Source organism: Polynucleobacter sp. VK25, from assembly GCF_018687355.1.
Lineage (GTDB): Bacteria > Pseudomonadota > Gammaproteobacteria > Burkholderiales > Burkholderiaceae > Polynucleobacter.
The window spans coordinates 761,754-779,000 of the sequence record NZ_CP061288.1 but is presented as its reverse complement, the minus strand read 5'-3'; the positions used below and the strand labels follow the sequence as shown (position 1 = coordinate 779,000).

General features: G+C 46.9%; 18 protein-coding genes. All 18 read right to left on the bottom strand.

Features of this window, described 5'->3' with window-relative positions; translation table 11 throughout:
- Positions 1 to 45 precede the first annotated feature (45 nt).
- Positions 46 to 1,584 carry an amidophosphoribosyltransferase gene (purF, locus tag AOC21_RS04055; RefSeq protein WP_215392495.1) on the bottom strand — a complete coding sequence of 513 codons (1,539 nt, stop codon included), beginning with the start codon at positions 1,582 to 1,584 and terminating at the stop codon, positions 46 to 48.
- Positions 1,585 to 1,588: 4 nt separating this feature from the next.
- Entirely contained in the window at positions 1,589 to 2,155 is a 567-nt protein-coding gene (locus tag AOC21_RS04050; RefSeq protein WP_215392494.1) for a CvpA family protein, read from the bottom strand.
- On the bottom strand, positions 2,155 to 2,979 hold the full coding sequence (locus AOC21_RS04045) for an SPOR domain-containing protein (RefSeq protein ID WP_215392493.1): 825 nt from the start codon (positions 2,977 to 2,979) through the stop codon (positions 2,155 to 2,157). Before AOC21_RS04045 ends, AOC21_RS04050 begins: the two co-directional genes overlap by 1 nt.
- Positions 2,980 to 2,982: 3 nt before the next feature.
- The gene (gene folC, locus AOC21_RS04040) at positions 2,983 to 4,308 is read right to left on the bottom strand and encodes a bifunctional tetrahydrofolate synthase/dihydrofolate synthase (protein WP_215392492.1); all 1,326 of its coding nucleotides are present in this window, start codon (positions 4,306 to 4,308) and stop codon (positions 2,983 to 2,985) included.
- A gap of 4 nt (positions 4,309 to 4,312) precedes the next feature.
- Positions 4,313 to 5,200: an acetyl-CoA carboxylase, carboxyltransferase subunit beta gene (gene accD, locus AOC21_RS04035; RefSeq protein ID WP_215385226.1), complete on the bottom strand. Its 888-nt coding sequence runs from the start codon at positions 5,198 to 5,200 to the stop codon at positions 4,313 to 4,315.
- Between the two features lie 6 nt (positions 5,201 to 5,206).
- A complete protein-coding gene (gene trpA / locus AOC21_RS04030) occupies positions 5,207 to 6,004 on the bottom strand; it encodes a tryptophan synthase subunit alpha (protein WP_215392491.1) in 798 nt (265 codons plus the stop codon).
- Positions 6,005 to 6,049: 45 nt separating this feature from the next.
- Positions 6,050 to 7,243 (bottom strand): tryptophan synthase subunit beta, encoded by a 1,194-nt coding sequence (gene trpB, locus AOC21_RS04025; protein ID WP_215392490.1) that lies wholly within the window; start codon positions 7,241 to 7,243, stop codon positions 6,050 to 6,052.
- Positions 7,244 to 7,273: 30 nt separating this feature from the next.
- Positions 7,274 to 7,951: a phosphoribosylanthranilate isomerase gene (locus AOC21_RS04020; RefSeq protein ID WP_215392489.1), complete on the bottom strand. Its 678-nt coding sequence runs from the start codon at positions 7,949 to 7,951 to the stop codon at positions 7,274 to 7,276.
- 25 nt (positions 7,952 to 7,976) lie between these two features.
- On the bottom strand, positions 7,977 to 8,840 hold the full coding sequence (truA, locus tag AOC21_RS04015; protein ID WP_215392488.1) for a tRNA pseudouridine(38-40) synthase TruA: 864 nt from the start codon (positions 8,838 to 8,840) through the stop codon (positions 7,977 to 7,979).
- Positions 8,841 to 8,843: 3 nt separating this feature from the next.
- Positions 8,844 to 10,229: a FimV/HubP family polar landmark protein gene (locus AOC21_RS04010; protein WP_215392487.1), complete on the bottom strand. Its 1,386-nt coding sequence runs from the start codon at positions 10,227 to 10,229 to the stop codon at positions 8,844 to 8,846.
- Positions 10,230 to 10,239: 10 nt separating this feature from the next.
- Positions 10,240 to 11,397, bottom strand: coding sequence for an aspartate-semialdehyde dehydrogenase (asd, locus tag AOC21_RS04005; RefSeq protein ID WP_215392486.1), 1,158 nt, complete (start codon positions 11,395 to 11,397; stop codon positions 10,240 to 10,242).
- Positions 11,398 to 11,459: 62 nt separating this feature from the next.
- Entirely contained in the window at positions 11,460 to 12,530 is a 1,071-nt protein-coding gene (gene leuB / locus AOC21_RS04000; protein ID WP_215392485.1) for a 3-isopropylmalate dehydrogenase, read from the bottom strand.
- Between the two features lie 23 nt (positions 12,531 to 12,553).
- Positions 12,554 to 13,201, bottom strand: a complete 648-nt coding sequence (gene leuD, locus AOC21_RS03995; RefSeq protein WP_215392484.1) for a 3-isopropylmalate dehydratase small subunit — start codon at positions 13,199 to 13,201, stop codon at positions 12,554 to 12,556.
- A 32-nt stretch (positions 13,202 to 13,233) separates the two neighbouring features.
- Complete coding sequence (locus AOC21_RS03990) at positions 13,234 to 13,440, bottom strand: hypothetical protein (RefSeq protein ID WP_215392483.1); 207 nt, start codon at positions 13,438 to 13,440, stop codon at positions 13,234 to 13,236.
- Positions 13,441 to 13,452: 12 nt separating this feature from the next.
- Positions 13,453 to 14,862: a 3-isopropylmalate dehydratase large subunit gene (leuC, locus tag AOC21_RS03985; protein ID WP_215392482.1), complete on the bottom strand. Its 1,410-nt coding sequence runs from the start codon at positions 14,860 to 14,862 to the stop codon at positions 13,453 to 13,455.
- Positions 14,863 to 14,879: 17 nt separating this feature from the next.
- On the bottom strand, positions 14,880 to 16,193 hold the full coding sequence (gltA, locus tag AOC21_RS03980; protein ID WP_215392481.1) for a citrate synthase: 1,314 nt from the start codon (positions 16,191 to 16,193) through the stop codon (positions 14,880 to 14,882).
- An 82-nt stretch (positions 16,194 to 16,275) separates the two neighbouring features.
- Positions 16,276 to 16,545, bottom strand: a complete 270-nt coding sequence (locus AOC21_RS03975; protein ID WP_215392480.1) for a succinate dehydrogenase assembly factor 2 — start codon at positions 16,543 to 16,545, stop codon at positions 16,276 to 16,278.
- On the bottom strand, positions 16,542 to 17,246 hold the full coding sequence (locus tag AOC21_RS03970; RefSeq protein ID WP_215392479.1) for a succinate dehydrogenase iron-sulfur subunit: 705 nt from the start codon (positions 17,244 to 17,246) through the stop codon (positions 16,542 to 16,544). The genes AOC21_RS03975 and AOC21_RS03970 overlap by 4 nt, the downstream gene beginning before the upstream one ends.
- Position 17,247 lies beyond the last annotated feature (1 nt).

Sequence of the window (17,247 nt, the reverse complement as noted above, 5' to 3'; positions counted from 1 at the left end):
CCGAATTGGAGATTTGCCTCGAGTGAGGCAAATTCCTGTGGCTTTTTAGTCTTCGGTAGCCAAATGCAGATGGAGTTGTGAACGAGCAAAGTCGCTCGAATCCTTTTGGCGATCTGCTTTAGCGGCCGAGGTATTTCTGGCAGCTTCCAAAGCATCTAGATAGGACTCGGTGATGTCACCAGTTACATAGAAACCATCAAAGCAAGAAGCCTCAAAGTTCTTAATGTCTGGATTCACGTCCCTAACTGCCTGCTTCATATCTTCAATGCTTTGATAGATTAATTGATCGGCACCAATCATCTTATTGATTTCTTCATCGGTGCGGCCATAGGCAACCAATTCGCTGCGGGTTGGCATATCAATACCGTAGACATTCGGGAAGCGCACTGGCGGCGCAGCAGAAGCAAAGATCACTTTCTTGGCACCAGATTCACGAGCCATCTGCACAATCTCAAAGGAAGTGGTTCCACGGACAATCGAGTCATCCACAATTAAGACAGTCTTATCTTTGAACTCAATACGCATAGCGTTGAGTTTTTGACGAACTGACTTCTTACGAACAGCCTGCCCTGGCATGATGAAGGTGCGGCCGATATAACGGTTCTTAAAGAAGCCTTCACGGTAATCCACTCCAAGATTCTTGGCTACTTGCATTGCTGCAGGTCGGCTTGAGTCTGGAATTGGCATGACTACATCGATCTCAGAGACATCAGTCTCCTTGCGGATCTTCTCGGCCAAGTAATCACCCATACGCATACGCACGTTATAGACAGTGACGCCATCAATCGTGGAGTCTGGGCGGGCCATGTAGACGTATTCAAAGATACACGGTGTTAATACGGCATTAGGTACGCATTGGCGTGAATAGAAATTACCGTCTAAGTCGATATAGATTGCTTCGCCTGGATTCACATCGCGCACGAATGTAAATCCTAGACCTTCAAGCGCTACAGACTCAGATGCAATCATCCACTCGGGACCTTGAGGTGTATCAATACGACCAATACAAAGAGGACGAATACCATACTGATCGCGGAAGGCCAATAAGCCATAGCCTGCTATTAAAGAAACTACTGCGTAAGAACCTTTAACGCGATTGGTTACAGCAGTTACTGCATTAAACATCGCGCCCTCGTCGAGAGCTACGCTATTCGTTTCTTTTTGGAGCTCATCCGCTAATACGTTGAGCAGCACTTCAGTATCAGAACTGGTATTGATGTGACGACGGTCACGATAGGCCATCTCTACACGCAAGCTTGGTGCGTTAGTTAAGTTGCCGTTATGCGCCAAGATAATGCCGTAAGGAGCGCTGACATAAAAAGGTTGCGCTTCTTCTTCGCTACTTGCAGAGCCGGCAGTTGGATAACGCACTTGGCCGATGCCAGCATTACCTACCAAGCTGCGCATATTGCGAGTTCTAAAGACGTCTCTAACTAAGCCATTGGCTTTATGCATCGTGAACGAATTACCGTTCATGGTTGCAATGCCTGCAGCATCTTGACCGCGATGTTGCAAAAGCAACAAGGCATCATAGAGAAGTTGATTTACTGGTGAGTGGGAAACAGTTCCGACGACGCCGCACATATCTCTAGATTCCTATTGTTATTTTAGGAGTAATGGTAGGGGTAACTTTAGGCATTGCATCACCTAATTGCTTTGCCCAGTCGGCAGGAAGCCAACCTTTAATTAAACCGGTTGCCATATCAATTGCTGGCCTGGTAATGGCATTCTTCCAGGCCATACTTTGCGGAATGGGCGTGAGTGCAGCGAGAGTCGCAAGCACCACCACGATCAAGCCGCCACGAATCACGCCAAAGATCAAACCCAAGAAACGGTCAGTCAAACTCAGACCGACCGACAAAATAATTTTTTGCACTACTCCACCAAACAAACCGCAAACAATCAGAGTCAGGATAAAGAGGATGAGGAAGCTGATGCCCAAGCTAAGTAGCTCATCTAGATGAAATGTAGACAGCCATTCTGTGGAGAGGTAATTACTGTAGTGATAAGCAACCCAAGCAGCTGCGAACCATGAGGCTAGAGCAAGCACCTCTTTAAATAAGCCGCGAGAGATACCGACTAAAGCGGATATCAAGAGCACAACTAGGGTGAAGTAATCCACCGATGTTAGCTTGAGGGTGGATAAATATTCCATTACTGCTTACCGGATTCGACGAGTCTTGGTGAGAGACCCATCGCCTTAATTTTCTTTTCTGCGGTTTCTGCAGCATCTTTGTCGGTAAAGGGCCCTGCACGCACAAGGAAAATCTTGCCTCCATCAGCTCCCGCTTTATTCAGGGTATAGCTTGGAATGTTTTGATTTTTGAGTCTCGCGGACAAGGCCTTTACATTAGCCTCGGATGCAAAGGCGCCAATCTGAATAACGTATTTACCTGAACCATTTGAAGCGGCAGGCTTAGGCGTATCTTCTGTCTTAGACTTAGCGTCTGCCTTAGGAGTGCTTGCCGCAACCACTTCTTCACCAGCCGCCAATCCTAGTGTTGCAGATTTATTTGCAACAGGTGGTGTTGGTTTAGTTTCTGATTTTGATTCTGTTTTAACGTCAGCCTTAGTTTCTGCTTTAGCTTCTGGTGCAGGTGCAACTGCCGCTTTAGGAGCTTCTTTAGCAGACTCAACAGGAGTCTCAGCTTTTGGTTTTTCTTCTAGCTTGGTTTCAGTACCAGGAATTGGCAAGCTGGTCACAATGTTGACAGCGATATCGTTTGGCGCTGACTTTGGTTTGTTATCCAAAATACGAGGCAAACCAACGACAGCAATTAATACCAAGACTGCCGCACCGATTAGACGATGACGCGCTCTTTGCTGTTCTGGATCTTCTGTAAGAGCTAACTCTTCAGCTTCTGCTGCGCGCTGAAAACTACGGGGGGCCACTCGTTTAGCGGTGCGACTACCCCTTGAACCTAATTCAAGGTCATCAGACTGGGTTTTTCGCTTAAAAAAGCTTGGTAAACGAATCATGGATCAGTGGGCCTGGTTGTTTCGGTAAGTCATTACGCCTGCAACGGTATAGAAGGATCCGAAGGTCACAATTCTATCACCCTCACCTGCCAAAGATAGCGCTTTTTGATACGCTAAAGCAGGTTCTGGGAAGCATTCAATGCCGCCATCAGCCCCATTTTTAGGCTTTACACCCATAGCTTCGAGCTTCTCGGCCAAGACCTTAGCGCTGGCAGCCCTAGAGGTCGGCAAATCGGTACAAAACCAGAAATCCACGATATTGAGAAGAGGTTTAATCACGCCCTCAATATCCTTGTCAGCCATTGCCCCAAAAATGGCATAGGTATAGGGGTGGTAACCCATCTTATCCAACCCCTGGGCCAAAGTAGCTGCGGCATGGGGGTTGTGGGCGACATCTAATACGATAGTAGGTTGACCCGGCAAGACCTGAAAGCGTCCTGGCAACTCAACGAGCGCAAAGCCATTGCGAATATCTTGGGCACTCACTGGTAAGCGCTGGTGAAGCGCCATCAAAGCAGCTATGACTGCTGAAGCATTCAGAATCTGATTGGCGCCACGCAGTGCTGGATACCCAAGTCCACTAAAGCGTTTTTTGCGCCCTGCCCAACCCCATTGCTGCTTATCACCCTGGAAGTTGTAATCGCGCCCCTGCAACCAGAGATCACAGCCCAGCTTTTCAGCATGGTCAATGAGTGATTGTGGCGGCACAGGGTCACCACATACTGCAACATGCCCCGGACGGAAAATGCCCGCCTTCTCCAGACCAATTGCTTCGCGTGTGCCGCCCAAGAAATCCGCATGATCGATGTCGATGCTAGTCACGATGGCGCAATCTGCATCCACGATATTGACCGCATCTAAACGGCCACCCATTCCCACCTCTAGTACAACTGCATCTAAATTCGATTTCGCAAATAAATGCATGATGGCTAAAGTGGTGAACTCAAAATAGGTTAAGGTTGGCGCATCTACCAAACTCACGCGGGCTTTTTCAACGGCAGCAAAATGCTCAAGCAAGAGATTGTCTTTAACATCCTCACCGTTGATGCGAGCACGCTCATTAAATTTGAGTAAATGTGGTGAGGTATGGCAACCCACTCTATAACCGGAGGCTAAGAGAATGCTCTCCAAGAAAGCGCAGGTAGATCCTTTGCCGTTTGTACCAGCAACAGTGATGACTGGGCATTCAAAATGTAAATCTAGTGCGGCTTTGACTCGATTGATGCGCTCCAGCCCCATGTCGATACCAACAGGGTGAGCAGTTTCGAGGTGGCTAAGCCAAGCCTCTAGGCTGGGAAACAATACGGGGGCTTGGTGTGCTGAGCTCAAGCGCTTAAACGGCTGCGCTACCCGCTATTGCAGGCTCAGGAAGCTTTTGTAGTAGCGCCAACAAACGGGCAATTTCACCGCGCATTTGACGGCGATCAACAATCATATCGATGCCGCCTTTTTGCATTAAGAATTCCGAACGCTGAAATCCTTCTGGTAATTTTTCACGCACAGTCTGCTCAATCACACGCGGGCCAGCAAAACCAATTAAGGCTTTTGGCTCCGCCATTACGACATCACCCATAAAGGCAAAGCTCGCAGAGATACCACCCATCGTTGGATCGGTAAGCACGCTGATATAAGGCAAACCTTTTTTGGCCAACAAGGTCAACATCGAGTTGGTCTTGGCCATCTGAAAAAGGGATAACAAACTCTCTTGCATACGCGCACCGCCAGTAGCGGTAACGCAAATGAAAGCACACTTCTTATTAATCGCCTCTTGTACTCCGCGGGCAAAACGCTCACCGACTACAGAGCCCATCGAACCGCCCATGTATTGGAATTCAAAGCAAGCGGCCACCACCGGAATAGTTTCAATCTTGCCCCCCATCACAATAAGGGCCTCAGATTCACCAGAAGCGTCATTTGCTTCTTTAATGCGATCTGGGTATTTTTTGGAGTCTTTGAATTTCAGTGGATCGGTTGGATAGATGTCAGCTCCGATTTCGTAGCGCCCTTTTTCATCCAACAAACTATCCAAGCGCAGGCGTGCGCCAATGCGCATGTGATGACTACATTTTGGACATACCGATAAATTCGCTTCAATGTCAGTGCTATAGAGAACAGTCTCACAACTCGGACACTTAACCCACAATCCCTCAGGCACTGACTTGCGATTTGCAGGGTCAGTATGTTGAATTTGGGGTGGGAGTAATTTATCTATCCAGCTCATTAGTTTTTAACTATCCAATGCGTCGCGAATTTCACGAATGAAGGTTTCCAGTGATTGTACTGCCTGCCCAGGGGGCGCATCTTCTAAAAGGCGAATAATGCGGCTGCCAATCACGACTGCATCAGCGCTCACTGATACCGCCTTGGCGCTGGCTGCATCACTAATCCCAAAGCCAACAGCGATAGGAATATCAGTTTCTTCACGAATTTTTGGAATAATGCTGGCCACATCCTGAGTGTTAAGGTTGGAGGCGCCAGTAACCCCTCGCATAGAGACGTAATAGATATAACCAGAAGCAATTTTCGCAGCGTCTTTAATCCGCTCATGAGATGAGGTTGGTGCCAATAAGAAAATCGGATCAATACCAGCAGCGCGCATACGAGCTGCAAAGTCCACGCACTCCTCTGGTGGGTAATCCACCACGAGAACACCATCGACTCCAGCGGACTTAGCTTCAGCTGCAAAACGCTCCGCACCCATTTGTTCCACAGGGTTTGCATAGCCCATCAGAACAACCGGTGTATTGGCGTCCTTCTGACGAAACTCTTTCACCATCTCTAGGCAACTACGCAAAGTAACGCCTTGGGTCAATGCGCGCTCTGATGATCTTTGAATCACAGGACCATCAGCCATTGGATCTGAAAATGGTACACCCAATTCAATTACGCTTGAACCACCGCGAACTAATGCATGCATTAACTCAACCGTTTGTTTAGGATCTGGATCGCCAGCAGTAATAAAAGGAATCAATCCTTTTTTACCTGTTGCTTTTAGCTCCTTAAAGAGCGCAGTAATTTTTGACATAGCTAATTCGTTTTTCTATTTTTGTTTTTTATTCTTATTTTCTGCTTAGCCTTCGGAGCCAGTTGCCTGTGCAACGGTATGCATGTCTTTGTCACCACGGCCAGATAGATTGACCAAGATGGTTTTATCTTTTGGCAAAGTCTTAGCGAGCTTGCAGGCATAGGCAATGGCATGAGAGGACTCAAGAGCCGGAATGATGCCTTCAATCTGACAGCAATCATGGAATGCTTGGAGCGCTTCTTCATCCGTAATTGCTACATAATCTGCGCGACCAGAATCTTTCAACCAAGCATGCTCAGGTCCAACACCTGGGTAGTCCATACCAGCAGAGACTGAATGTGTTTCAGAAATCTGACCATTCTCATCTTGCAATAAATAAGTACGATTGCCGTGCAATACACCTGGTTTACCTACGCACAGAGCAGCAGAATGTAAGCCACTTCCTAGACCGTGACCTGCTGCTTCAACGCCAATGAGCTTCACTTCTGGAAAATCAATGTATGGATAGAAGATACCCATCGCATTAGAACCACCACCAACACAAGCTAAAACATAGTCAGGCTGACGACCAGTCATCTCTGGCATTTGCACCTTGCACTCTTCACCTATGACACTTTGGAAATCTCTCACCATCATTGGATAAGGATGAGGACCAGCAACCGTACCGATGATGTAGAAAGTGTTGTCTACGTTGGTAACCCAATCACGCATTGCCTCGTTGAGAGCATCTTTCAAAGTCTTAGTGCCAGACTCCACTGGAACTACTTTGGCACCAAGTAATTTCATACGGAATACGTTTTGCGCCTGACGAGCCACATCAACAGATCCTTGATATACCGTGCAATCCAGGCCAAAGCGGGCACAGATGGTTGCTGTAGCAACCCCATGTTGACCAGCGCCTGTTTCAGCAATGATGCGAGGCTTGCCCATGCGCTTAGCGAGCATAGCTTGACCGATGACGTTATTAATCTTGTGTGCGCCAGTGTGATTTAAATCTTCACGCTTAAGATAGATCTGCGCGCCACCCAGCATTTCACTCCAACGCTTAGCGTGGTAGACCGGTGATGGTCTACCTACGAAGTGTTTGAGCTCGTAATGAAACTCTTCAATGAATTCTGGATCATTTTGATATTTTGCATAAGCCTCTTTAAGCTCATTCAATGCAAACATCAATGTCTCAGAAACAAACACGCCACCGTATGGACCGAAGTGTCCTCGTGCATCTGGCTTGTCGTACATAGCTACCTCTTTTGATTTATCTACAGCAAATTATTGAGATGATGCTTTGGCATCTGCTGCGCGCACTGCTTTTACAAACTCAGTCATCAGCGCAGGATCTTTAACACCCCTGCTGCTTTCTACGCCACTACTGACGTCAACCGCGCAAGGATGTAGGCGTGCAATTGCCTCGCCCACGTTGTGCGTGTTCAATCCACCACTCAAAACGACCCGAGGCGCGTTTTCGCTTACCCATGTCTGTGGAATCCCTTGCCAATCAAAAGGAACGCCTCCGCCACCATATCCCTCAACGAGGGCATCCAGCAGAAAAGCATTTGCATCCCCATATTGTAGGGAAAAATCATCAAAAGCGAAGCCAGTGCCTACACGGGCAGCCTTCATCCAGGGCTCGCCTGCGGCAAGCTGGGCACAGCGCTCTGGGGTCTCATCCCCGTGAAACTGCCATAGGGTAATCGAGGCAGCAGCCCGTATCGCGGCAAATTGCTCATCTGTGGCATTTACAACGAGTCCAACAGCATCTACCCCTGCTGGGAGTCTAGAGGTGAGCTGGGCTGCGATATTAGGGCTTACAGCGCGTACGCTAGGAGGGTAAAAAACAAAGCCAACTGCATCCACCCCTGCAGAAACAGCAGAATCCACATCTGCCGCCGTCTTTAAACCGCAGATTTTGACCCTAGTTCGGTCCGGAGAGTATGTCAGTAAACCCATGAATGAATGATAAGGCCAAGGGCCTTTATTTCCCTTGCGCTTTCTTTTGCTCTTTATTTGGTTTTCCGATGACCTGGGCTGGCAGCCAAGAGTTTTCCAGCCAAGGCTGCGGAATGGCAAATTCCTCAGGGTAGGTGATTTTGGCCAAATACAAACCATCCGCCATAAATGTAGGAGCTGCGATTTGCCTATTCTTTGCTGCCAAGACTTCGGCCATCCATTCGGGCTTTTGTCTATCTTGGCCTATCTGTAAAAAACAGCCAACCACATTACGAATCATATGATGCAAGAAGGCATTGCCCCGAATCCGAAAATACAGCCATGGCTGCTCAGAAATAATCTCAATCGAATAAATCGTTTTAATCGGAGTCTTGCTCTGGCACTCCGATGATCTAAATGAGCTGAAGTCATGCTGCCCAATTAAACACTCGGCTGATTTTTTCATCGCCTCAACATTAAGCCACTGATTTGGCGGCAACATTAAATAGCCAGCACGTGAATCAGACATTGGCGAACGACAAGGACCTGCTTGTAGGGCATAAATATATTCACGTTCATAAGCAGAAAAGCGCGCACTGAACTCATCACTAACTGGCTTTGCCCAGTTCACCACAATCGATGACGGCAGAAAAGAATTCACTCCCCTCACCCATGAAAAGTCTTCGCGCTCTACATTGGTATCAAAGTGCACCACCTGCCCTAGCGCATGCACACCAGTATCGGTTCTGCCAGCAGTAATGGTATGGATAGGGCATTGAGCGCTGGATTGCTCGCCTACAAAAGCAGATATCGCTTTTTCTAATTGGTCTTGTACCGTATTGTGATTGACCTGCGTTTGCCAGCCTGAATATAAGCTGCCGCTGTACTGGAGGCCAAGGGCTATGCGCATGATCTAGGTATTACGATGCGAAATCTCTGCCAACAAACCCTGCGCTTCAATCGTAATTGCAGGGTCAACCGAATTACTCATTCGGAGCACTTCATCCAAAGACTTTTTAGCTGCAGAAAAGTCCTCAATCGTGATGTAGGCGCGCGCTAAATTCAACTTGACACGTAAGGTATCGGCCAAAGGATTGGCTACAGGAATATTTACTGCTGATGGCACTTCTTTTGCAGGTTTTGTAAGATCGAGATCGATTCCTTCAAACAATGCCTTTGCGCGAGCTGGCATTTCAAAATGAGTACCAGCTGCAGGCTTTTCATCTTTAGCTACATGGCGAGCATCCGCGTGAAAGCTTGGCAGCTCTGAGCGTCGAGCATTGCGAGCTAAGCCCCACAGCAATAAACCAGTCAATGCAATTAACGCAATCGCCAGTATGGCCGGACCAAATCCGCCCAAGCCAAAATTATTGTCTACCGCTTTCTTCTCTTTAGATTTATCCAGTAGTTTTTGTAGATCAGCGATATTCTTTTCTAGCTCAGCAACGCGAGCTTTGGTTTGCTCCAGCATTTTCTCCTGAGCTACCAACTCTTCTGTATAGCGACGTTCTTGTTCGTTACCATCAGCGCTCGAACCAATCTTGAGACGGTCCCTAGGTGAAGCTTCGGTAGATTTAGCGTTAGTGGATTTGGAAGAGCCTGTAGCCGCCTCCTTATCACCATGCTCTTTGCGCCACTGCTCATTAGCATCGGCAACAAACTGATTTGCTTCTGCAGGACTGATCGAACGCAATAGAGCCTGGCTTGGTTTTGTTAGTTCAGCGCCAGCAGCCAAACGATTAATACTGCCACTGGCAAAGGCATCAGGGTTGGCTTTGTATAAAGCCATCATGGTTTGATCTAAAGTAGCGCCATCCAATTGAGGTGCAATGATGGCGGCAATCTCAGACAATGTTTGACCAGACTTTACCGTTACCTTCTGCACGTCACCGAGTAGCAATGTAAATGTTTTTGTAAGGCTACCGCTTGCCCAATTGAGGTTCACTAGCACATCGAAGAATGGATCATCAGTCATCGGAACTGAATTCACAGTCTCGACCAGCACCATGAGTTGCTCTTGGCGATTACGGTAAACCATCGCCTGTGGATTGAGCTCGAGAATCTTTTGAGAAATTCCTAAGCGCTCGTAAGCTAGCTTATTGGGCATTGCTACATTTAGAGTAGATAAGGCGCTCTGCTCATCTGCCCCAACCCGAATCGGAATTTCTACGCGTAGTGGCTCACCAGGACGCGACTGTAGCTGTGGAGCACCTAAGGTGATTGCGCCAGCTACAGCAGACCAACAAAGCAAAACAAAGCAAAGAAGCTTTAATAAGCCTAGCTGGCTAATACGAGACATAGAAGTTGAATTACTTCTCAAGCAAGATGCGCAGCATACGGCGCAATGGCTCGGCAGCACCCCACAAGAGTTGATCGCCAACCGTGAAAGCACCTAAGTACTCTGGGCCCATTGCCATTTTGTGTAAACGGCCGATAGGCACAGTTAATGTACCGCTTACTGCTGCAGGCGACAAATCACGCTCAGTAGTTTCACGATCATTCGGAACCACTTTGACCCATTGATTATCAGCAGCCAAGATCGCCTCAATCTCTTTGAGCGGAATATCTTTTTTGAGCTTTACAGTTAAACCTTGTGAATGGCAGCGCATCGCGCCTACGCGTACACATAAACCATCAACTGGAATACTGCCAGGAGTGCGGAATGCCGGGCGACCCAAGATCTTATTGAACTCAGCGCCACCCTTCCACTCTTCTTTAGTTTGACCATTGTCAACCGGTACATCGATCCACGGAATCAAGCTACCCGCTAATGCAGTATTACGGAAGTTCTTTTTCGGAAAATCGGCTGAGCGCAATGTCTCAGTCACTTTGCGATCAATATCTAATATCCAAGAGGATGGATCAGCCAACTCAGTAGCTACGCTGTCGCGCAAGGCACCCATCTGTAGCAATAGCTCGCGCATATTTTGTGCACCAGCACCAGAAGCAGCTTGATAAGTCATCGCGCTGATCCACTCAACCATGTCAGCCTTAACCAAACCGCCCATAGCGATCATCATCAAACTCACAGTGCAATTGGCGCCGATCCAATTCTTACCACCTGAAGCCAAAGCCTTATCAATTACTGGACGATTGACAGGATCCAAAATCAATACCGCATCATCTTTCATACGCAATGCGCTAGCTGCATCAATCCAGTGGCCATTCCACCCTGCTGCACGCAATTTAGGGAAGATCTCATTGGTGTAATCACCACCTTGGCAAGTCAGAATGATGTCGCAACGTGACAATGCTGCAATGTCATTGGCATTTTGCAAAGTGCTTTCACTCTTAGTCACTTTTTTACCATTGAGGAGCGGCACTTCACCACCCGCTTGGCTGGTACTAAAAAATACAGGCTCGATGAGATCAAAATCTTTCTCGGCAAGCATGCGCTCCATGAGAACGCTGCCAACCATACCGCGCCAGCCAACTAAACCAACCAAAGGTGTATTTGTATTTGCCATGATGATTAACTATCTAGTGAATTTGTTTTCTTAAATAAGAATTAATGTTTTCGTTTTTTCTACTAAGCTAACGCTGCAACTACAGCATCACCCATTTCAACCGTTGATACCTTTTTCGTGCCTTCGGTGTAGATATCGGCAGTACGCAATCCTTGCGCCAATACTTTCTGCACCGCTTTTTCAATACGATCTGCCTCTGCAGGCATGCCCAAGGAATAACGCAACATCATTGCAGCAGACAAAATGGTTGCCAATGGATTAGCAATGCCCTTACCAGCAATGTCAGGTGCTGAACCATGGCTTGGCTCATATAAGCCCTTGTTGTTCTTATCTAGGGATGCAGATGGCAACATACCAATGGAGCCAGTCAACATAGCAGCCTCATCAGACAAGATGTCGCCAAAGAGATTGCCAGTTACTACAACATCAAATGCTTTAGGTGCTTTAACCAATTGCATAGCCGCGTTATCTACATACATATGAGATAACTCAACATCTGGGTACTCTTTAGAAACGCGAATCATCACCTCGCGCCAGAGCTGCGAAGTTTCCAAAACGTTGGCTTTATCTACGCTACATACTTTTTTGCCACGCTTACGCGCTGCTTCAAATGCAACATGACCAATGCGCTCCACTTCTGGTTCGCTGTAATGCATGGTGTCAAAGCCTTCACGCGCACCCTTAAATAAAGGCAACTCTGAAGTACGAATACCACGTGGCTGACCAAAGTAAATATCACCATTGAGCTCGCGCACAATCAAAATGTCCAAGCCGCCAATAATTTCTGGTTTAAGACTTGATGCAGCAGTGAGTTCTGGGTAGCAAATAGCAGGCCTGAAGTTCGCAAATAGTTGGAGATGCTTACGTAAACCTAAAATAGCCTGTTCAGGACGTAGTTCGCGTGCAAGTGTGTCGTATTTCCAATCACCGACTGCGCCAAACAAAATAGCATCTGCTTTTTTAGCCAACTCTAATGTGGCTGGTGGCAAAGGATGGCCAGCAACGTCATAAGCAGCACCACCAACTGGTGCTTCCTCTAAATCAAATTTAGGGCCAAGCGCTTGGAGCACTCGAACGGCTTGGGCAACGATTTCCGGACCGATACCATCGCCCGGTAGAACTGCAATTTTCATGAAAGGCCTTTAAATCAACGAAATTACGGCAATTGTGTAGCAAGCCAAGGCATCTTGAGGATGCGCTCGGCTTCATAAGCCTTGATTTTATCTGCATGTTGCAGAGTTAAGCCAGTATCGTCTAAGCCGTTGAGCAGGCAATACTTTCTAAAGGGGGCTACTTCAAAGCTATAAGCAGTGCCATCAGGAGTAATCACCTGCTGAGCGTCTAAATCGATTGTTAATTGATAGCCATTAAATGCTTGGGTTTCATTAAAAAGATGGTCGACCTGCATTTCAGTCAAAACAATGGGTAAAACACCGTTTTTGAAGCAGTTGTTATAGAAGATATCGGCAAAGCTAGGTGCGATTACTGCCCTAAAGCCAAATTGATCCAATGCCCATGGAGCATGCTCACGAGAACTGCCACAACCGAAATTTTTACGTGCCAACAAAATTCCGGCGCCTTTGTAGCGCGGTTGATTAAGAACAAAGTCTGGGTTGATGGGACGCGTGCTGCAATCTTGACCTGGCTCTCCGTGGTCTAAGTAGCGCCACTCATCAAAAAGGTTTTGACCAAAACCAGTCTTCTTAATCGATTTCAGAAACTGCTTCGGAATAATGGCATCGGTATCCACATTCTCGCGATTAAGCGGAGCAACTAAACCTTTGTATACCGTAAATTTTTCCATGATTCGACTTTTACTCTATTTGCTCTAATTATTTACTTCACAGGGGTAACTACAACATCCTTACCCTTGGTTTGAGATTGATTGTTTTGTTGTGTGTTACTTGATCCACCCATGGAAGTCCCCATGTTCTGCAAATCTTTGCCAACACCTTCCATCGTGCTGCTACAAGCAGAAATAATGATTCCAACAGCACCAATAATTGTTAGCCTGGAAATTAAAGAGAGTGAAGAGAATTTCATTGTTCAGTTTCCTTATGAAATCTTGCGAACATCAACAAAGTGACCTTCGATTGCCGCAGCAGCAGCCATTGCAGGGCTCACCAAATGAGTACGACCGCCATTACCCTGACGGCCCTCAAAATTACGATTGGATGTTGAAGCACAGCGCTCGCCAGGCTCAAGGCGATCAGCATTCATGGCTAAACACATAGAACAGCCAGGCTCACGCCATTCAAAACCAGCGGCCTTGAAAATACGATCTAGACCCTCACGTTCTGCTTGGGCTTTTACCAAACCTGAACCAGGTACTACTAAGGCTAACTTCACATTCGCAGCAACTTTTTTACCCAAACGATCAACTACCTTAGCGGCAGCGCGCATATCTTCTATGCGGCTATTGGTGCAAGAGCCGATAAATACCTTATCAATAGCAATGCTGCTCAAGGGTGTATTCGGAACGAGGTTCATGTACTCTAAAGCGCGCTCCATTGCTGAGCGTTTATTAGGATCACGTTCTTTTTCAGGATCAGGAACACGCTCGCTAATCGCCAGCACCATTTCCGGTGAAGTGCCCCACGTCACTTGCGGAGCAATTTCTTCTGCGCGTAACTCAACCACAGCATCAAACTTGGCATCAGCATCTGAATGTAAGGTTCTCCAATATTGCATAGCTTGCAACAATGCTGGGCCCTTAGGCGCATATGGACGACCTTGAATGTATTCAATCGTAGTTTCATCTACGGCAACTAAACCAGAGCGGGCACCAGCTTCAATCGCCATATTGCAAACCGTCATACGACCTTCCATCGACAGGTTGCGAATGGCTTCGCCAGCAAACTCAATGGTGTAACCGGTGCCACCTGCAGTACCAATCTTGCCAATCACTGCGAGAACGATATCCTTAGCAGTAGAGCCTGGTTGTAAGCGACCATCAACGCGTACCAACATGTTTTTGCTCTTCTTCATGAGCAAAGTTTGGGTTGCCAATACGTGCTCGACTTCCGAAGTGCCAATACCAAATGCCAAAGCACCAAAGGCGCCATGGGTGCTGGTATGAGAGTCGCCGCAAACTACGGTCATGCCAGGCAAAGTTGCGCCCTGCTCTGGTCCGATGACATGAACAATCCCTTGGCGGGTATCGTTCATTTTGTATTGAGTAATGCCAAAGGCATCACAGTTCTGATCCAAAGTATCTACTTGTAACTTAGAAATTGGATCGGCGATACCTTCGGAACGATCGGTCGTTGGTACGTTGTGATCTGAAACCGCCAAATTGGCGGATATGCGCCAAACTGGACGGCCAGCCAAATTCAAGCCTTCAAATGCCTGAGGGCTAGTTACCTCATGAAGCAACTGACGATCAATATAGATCGTGGCTGTGCCATCATCTTCAGAATAAACAACGTGGTCATCCCACAATTTGTCATAAAGCGTACGAGACATGAGAGACCTTAGTTACCTTATTTACGAACTGAGATGTTCGGAACCTTGCGGTTTGTTTCGCCAACGTACAACTGACGTGGACGACCAATCTTGTACTCAGGGTCAGTAATCATTTCTTCCCACTGAGCAATCCAACCTACTGTTCTTGCCAAAGCAAAAACACAGGTAAACATTTCTGTTGGAATGCCAAGAGCGCGTTGCACGATACCTGAGTAGAAGTCTACGTTTGGATAGAGCTTGCGGCTCACGAAATATTCGTCTTCCAAAGCAATCTTTTCAAGCGTCATTGCCAACTTGAACAATGGGTCATCTTGGAGACCGAGCTCATTCAATACTTCGTAGCAAGTTTCGCGCATCAACTTCGCACGTGGGTCAAAGTTTTTGTAAACACGGTGACCAAAGCCCATCAAGCGAACGCTTGAGTTCTTATCTTTTACTTGAGCAATAAATTCATGAATCTTGTCTACGCCGCCATTAGCTTGAATTTCGTTCAACATTTGCAAGCAGGCTTCGTTTGCACCGCCGTGTGCTGGACCCCAGAGGCAAGCAATACCTGCTGAGATGGCGGCGAATGGATTGGTGCCTGATGAGCCGCACAAGCGTACTGTTGAAGTAGAGGCATTTTGCTCATGGTCTGCATGCAGTGTGAAGATGCGATCCAAAGCACGAACCAATACTGGGTTTACTTTGTACTCTTCACATGGTGTTGCAAACATCATGCGCATAAAGTTTGCTGTGTATGACAAAGAGTTATCTGGATAGATAAATGGCTGTCCTACGGAATATTTATATGCCATCGCAACCAAAGTAGGCATTTTCGCAATTAAGCGAATTTGCGCAATTTCGCGCGCTTTAGGCTGGCTGTAATCAATCGCATCGTGGTAGAAGGCAGCCATTGCGCCAACCAAACCAGTCAATACTGACATTGGATGGGCATCACGGCGGAAGCCACGCAAGAAGAACTGCATTTGCTCATGAACCATGGTGTGGTGCATAACCATTTCATCAAATGCTTTTTTCTCAGCAGCATTTGGCAGTTCGCCATTGATCAGGAGGTAGCAAACTTCCAAGAAATCGCAATTATTTGCCAAGTCTTCAATTGGGTAGCCGCGGTAGAGCAATTCACCCTTATCGCCGTCGATATAGGTAATCTTGCTATTACATGACGCAGTAGAAAGAAAGCCTGAATCGTATGTGAACTTCCCAGTCTGACCGTAAAGCTTGCGAATATCGATTACGTCAGGACCTACTGTCCCCTTGTAAATTGGCAGATCAATATCTGGTGTGCCATCCGAAAACGAGAGTTTTGCTTTGATGTCCGATTCAATCATTTCTAATCCTTAGTCATTCAAAATTATGATTAATGCACTGCTCATTCATGCGTCTATGCCGCTACCGCTTTGAAAGGCTGAATTACTTCTCTCTCAACCTTTGTAAAATCGTTTTGAAAGAGTCTGCTTGCATCTCTTTCTCCAAGCTAGCTACAGAATCTTTACGACCAATCAATAAATCCATTAAATCGTTGTCATCTAAAGCCAATAGCTGGCTTAAAACTTTTCCATCTTCTACGCTTAACTGAGTGCCGTAACGCTCAAAGAAACGCTGCAGAATTAAATCGTTCTCTAGCAAACCCCTACGAGCATCACTCTTTAAACGATATAACTCTGCATTACCGAGGGTCATACTGCCCTGCGAACCATCAACTCTTTAATCTTGCCAATCGCCTTGGTTGGATTTAAGTGCTTAGGACATACGTCAACGCAATTCATAATCGTATGGCAACGGAATAAGCGGTATGGGTCTTCCAAGTTATCCAAGCGCTGATTGGTATCTTCATCACGGCTATCAGCAATAAAGCGATACGCCTGCAATAAACCAGCTGGGCCAACAAACTTATCTGGATTCCACCAGAAAGATGGGCATGAAGTTGAGCATGATGCACACAAGATGCACTCGTACAAACCATTCAACTCTTCGCGCTCTTCAGGGCTCTGGAGACGCTCTTTTTCAGGAGGTGGATTTTCGTTTACCAAGTAAGGCTTGATAGATAAATATTGCTTGAAGAACAATGTCATGTCGACAATCAAATCGCGCACTACTGGCAAGCCAGGTAATGGGCGCAATGTGATGACCTTCGGCAAAGTCAACATATTAGTCAAGCAGGCCAAACCATTTTTACCGTTGATGTTCATTGCGTCTGAACCGCAGACACCTTCACGGCATGAACGACGATAAGAAATGGTTTCGTCTTGCTTCTTTAAGGAAATCAAAGCATCCAACAACATACGCTCACCAGTGAGCTCTAGCTCATAGCGTTGCATACGCGGAGCAGCATCGACATCTGGATCGTAGCGGTAAATTTCGAATATACGGATATCACTCATT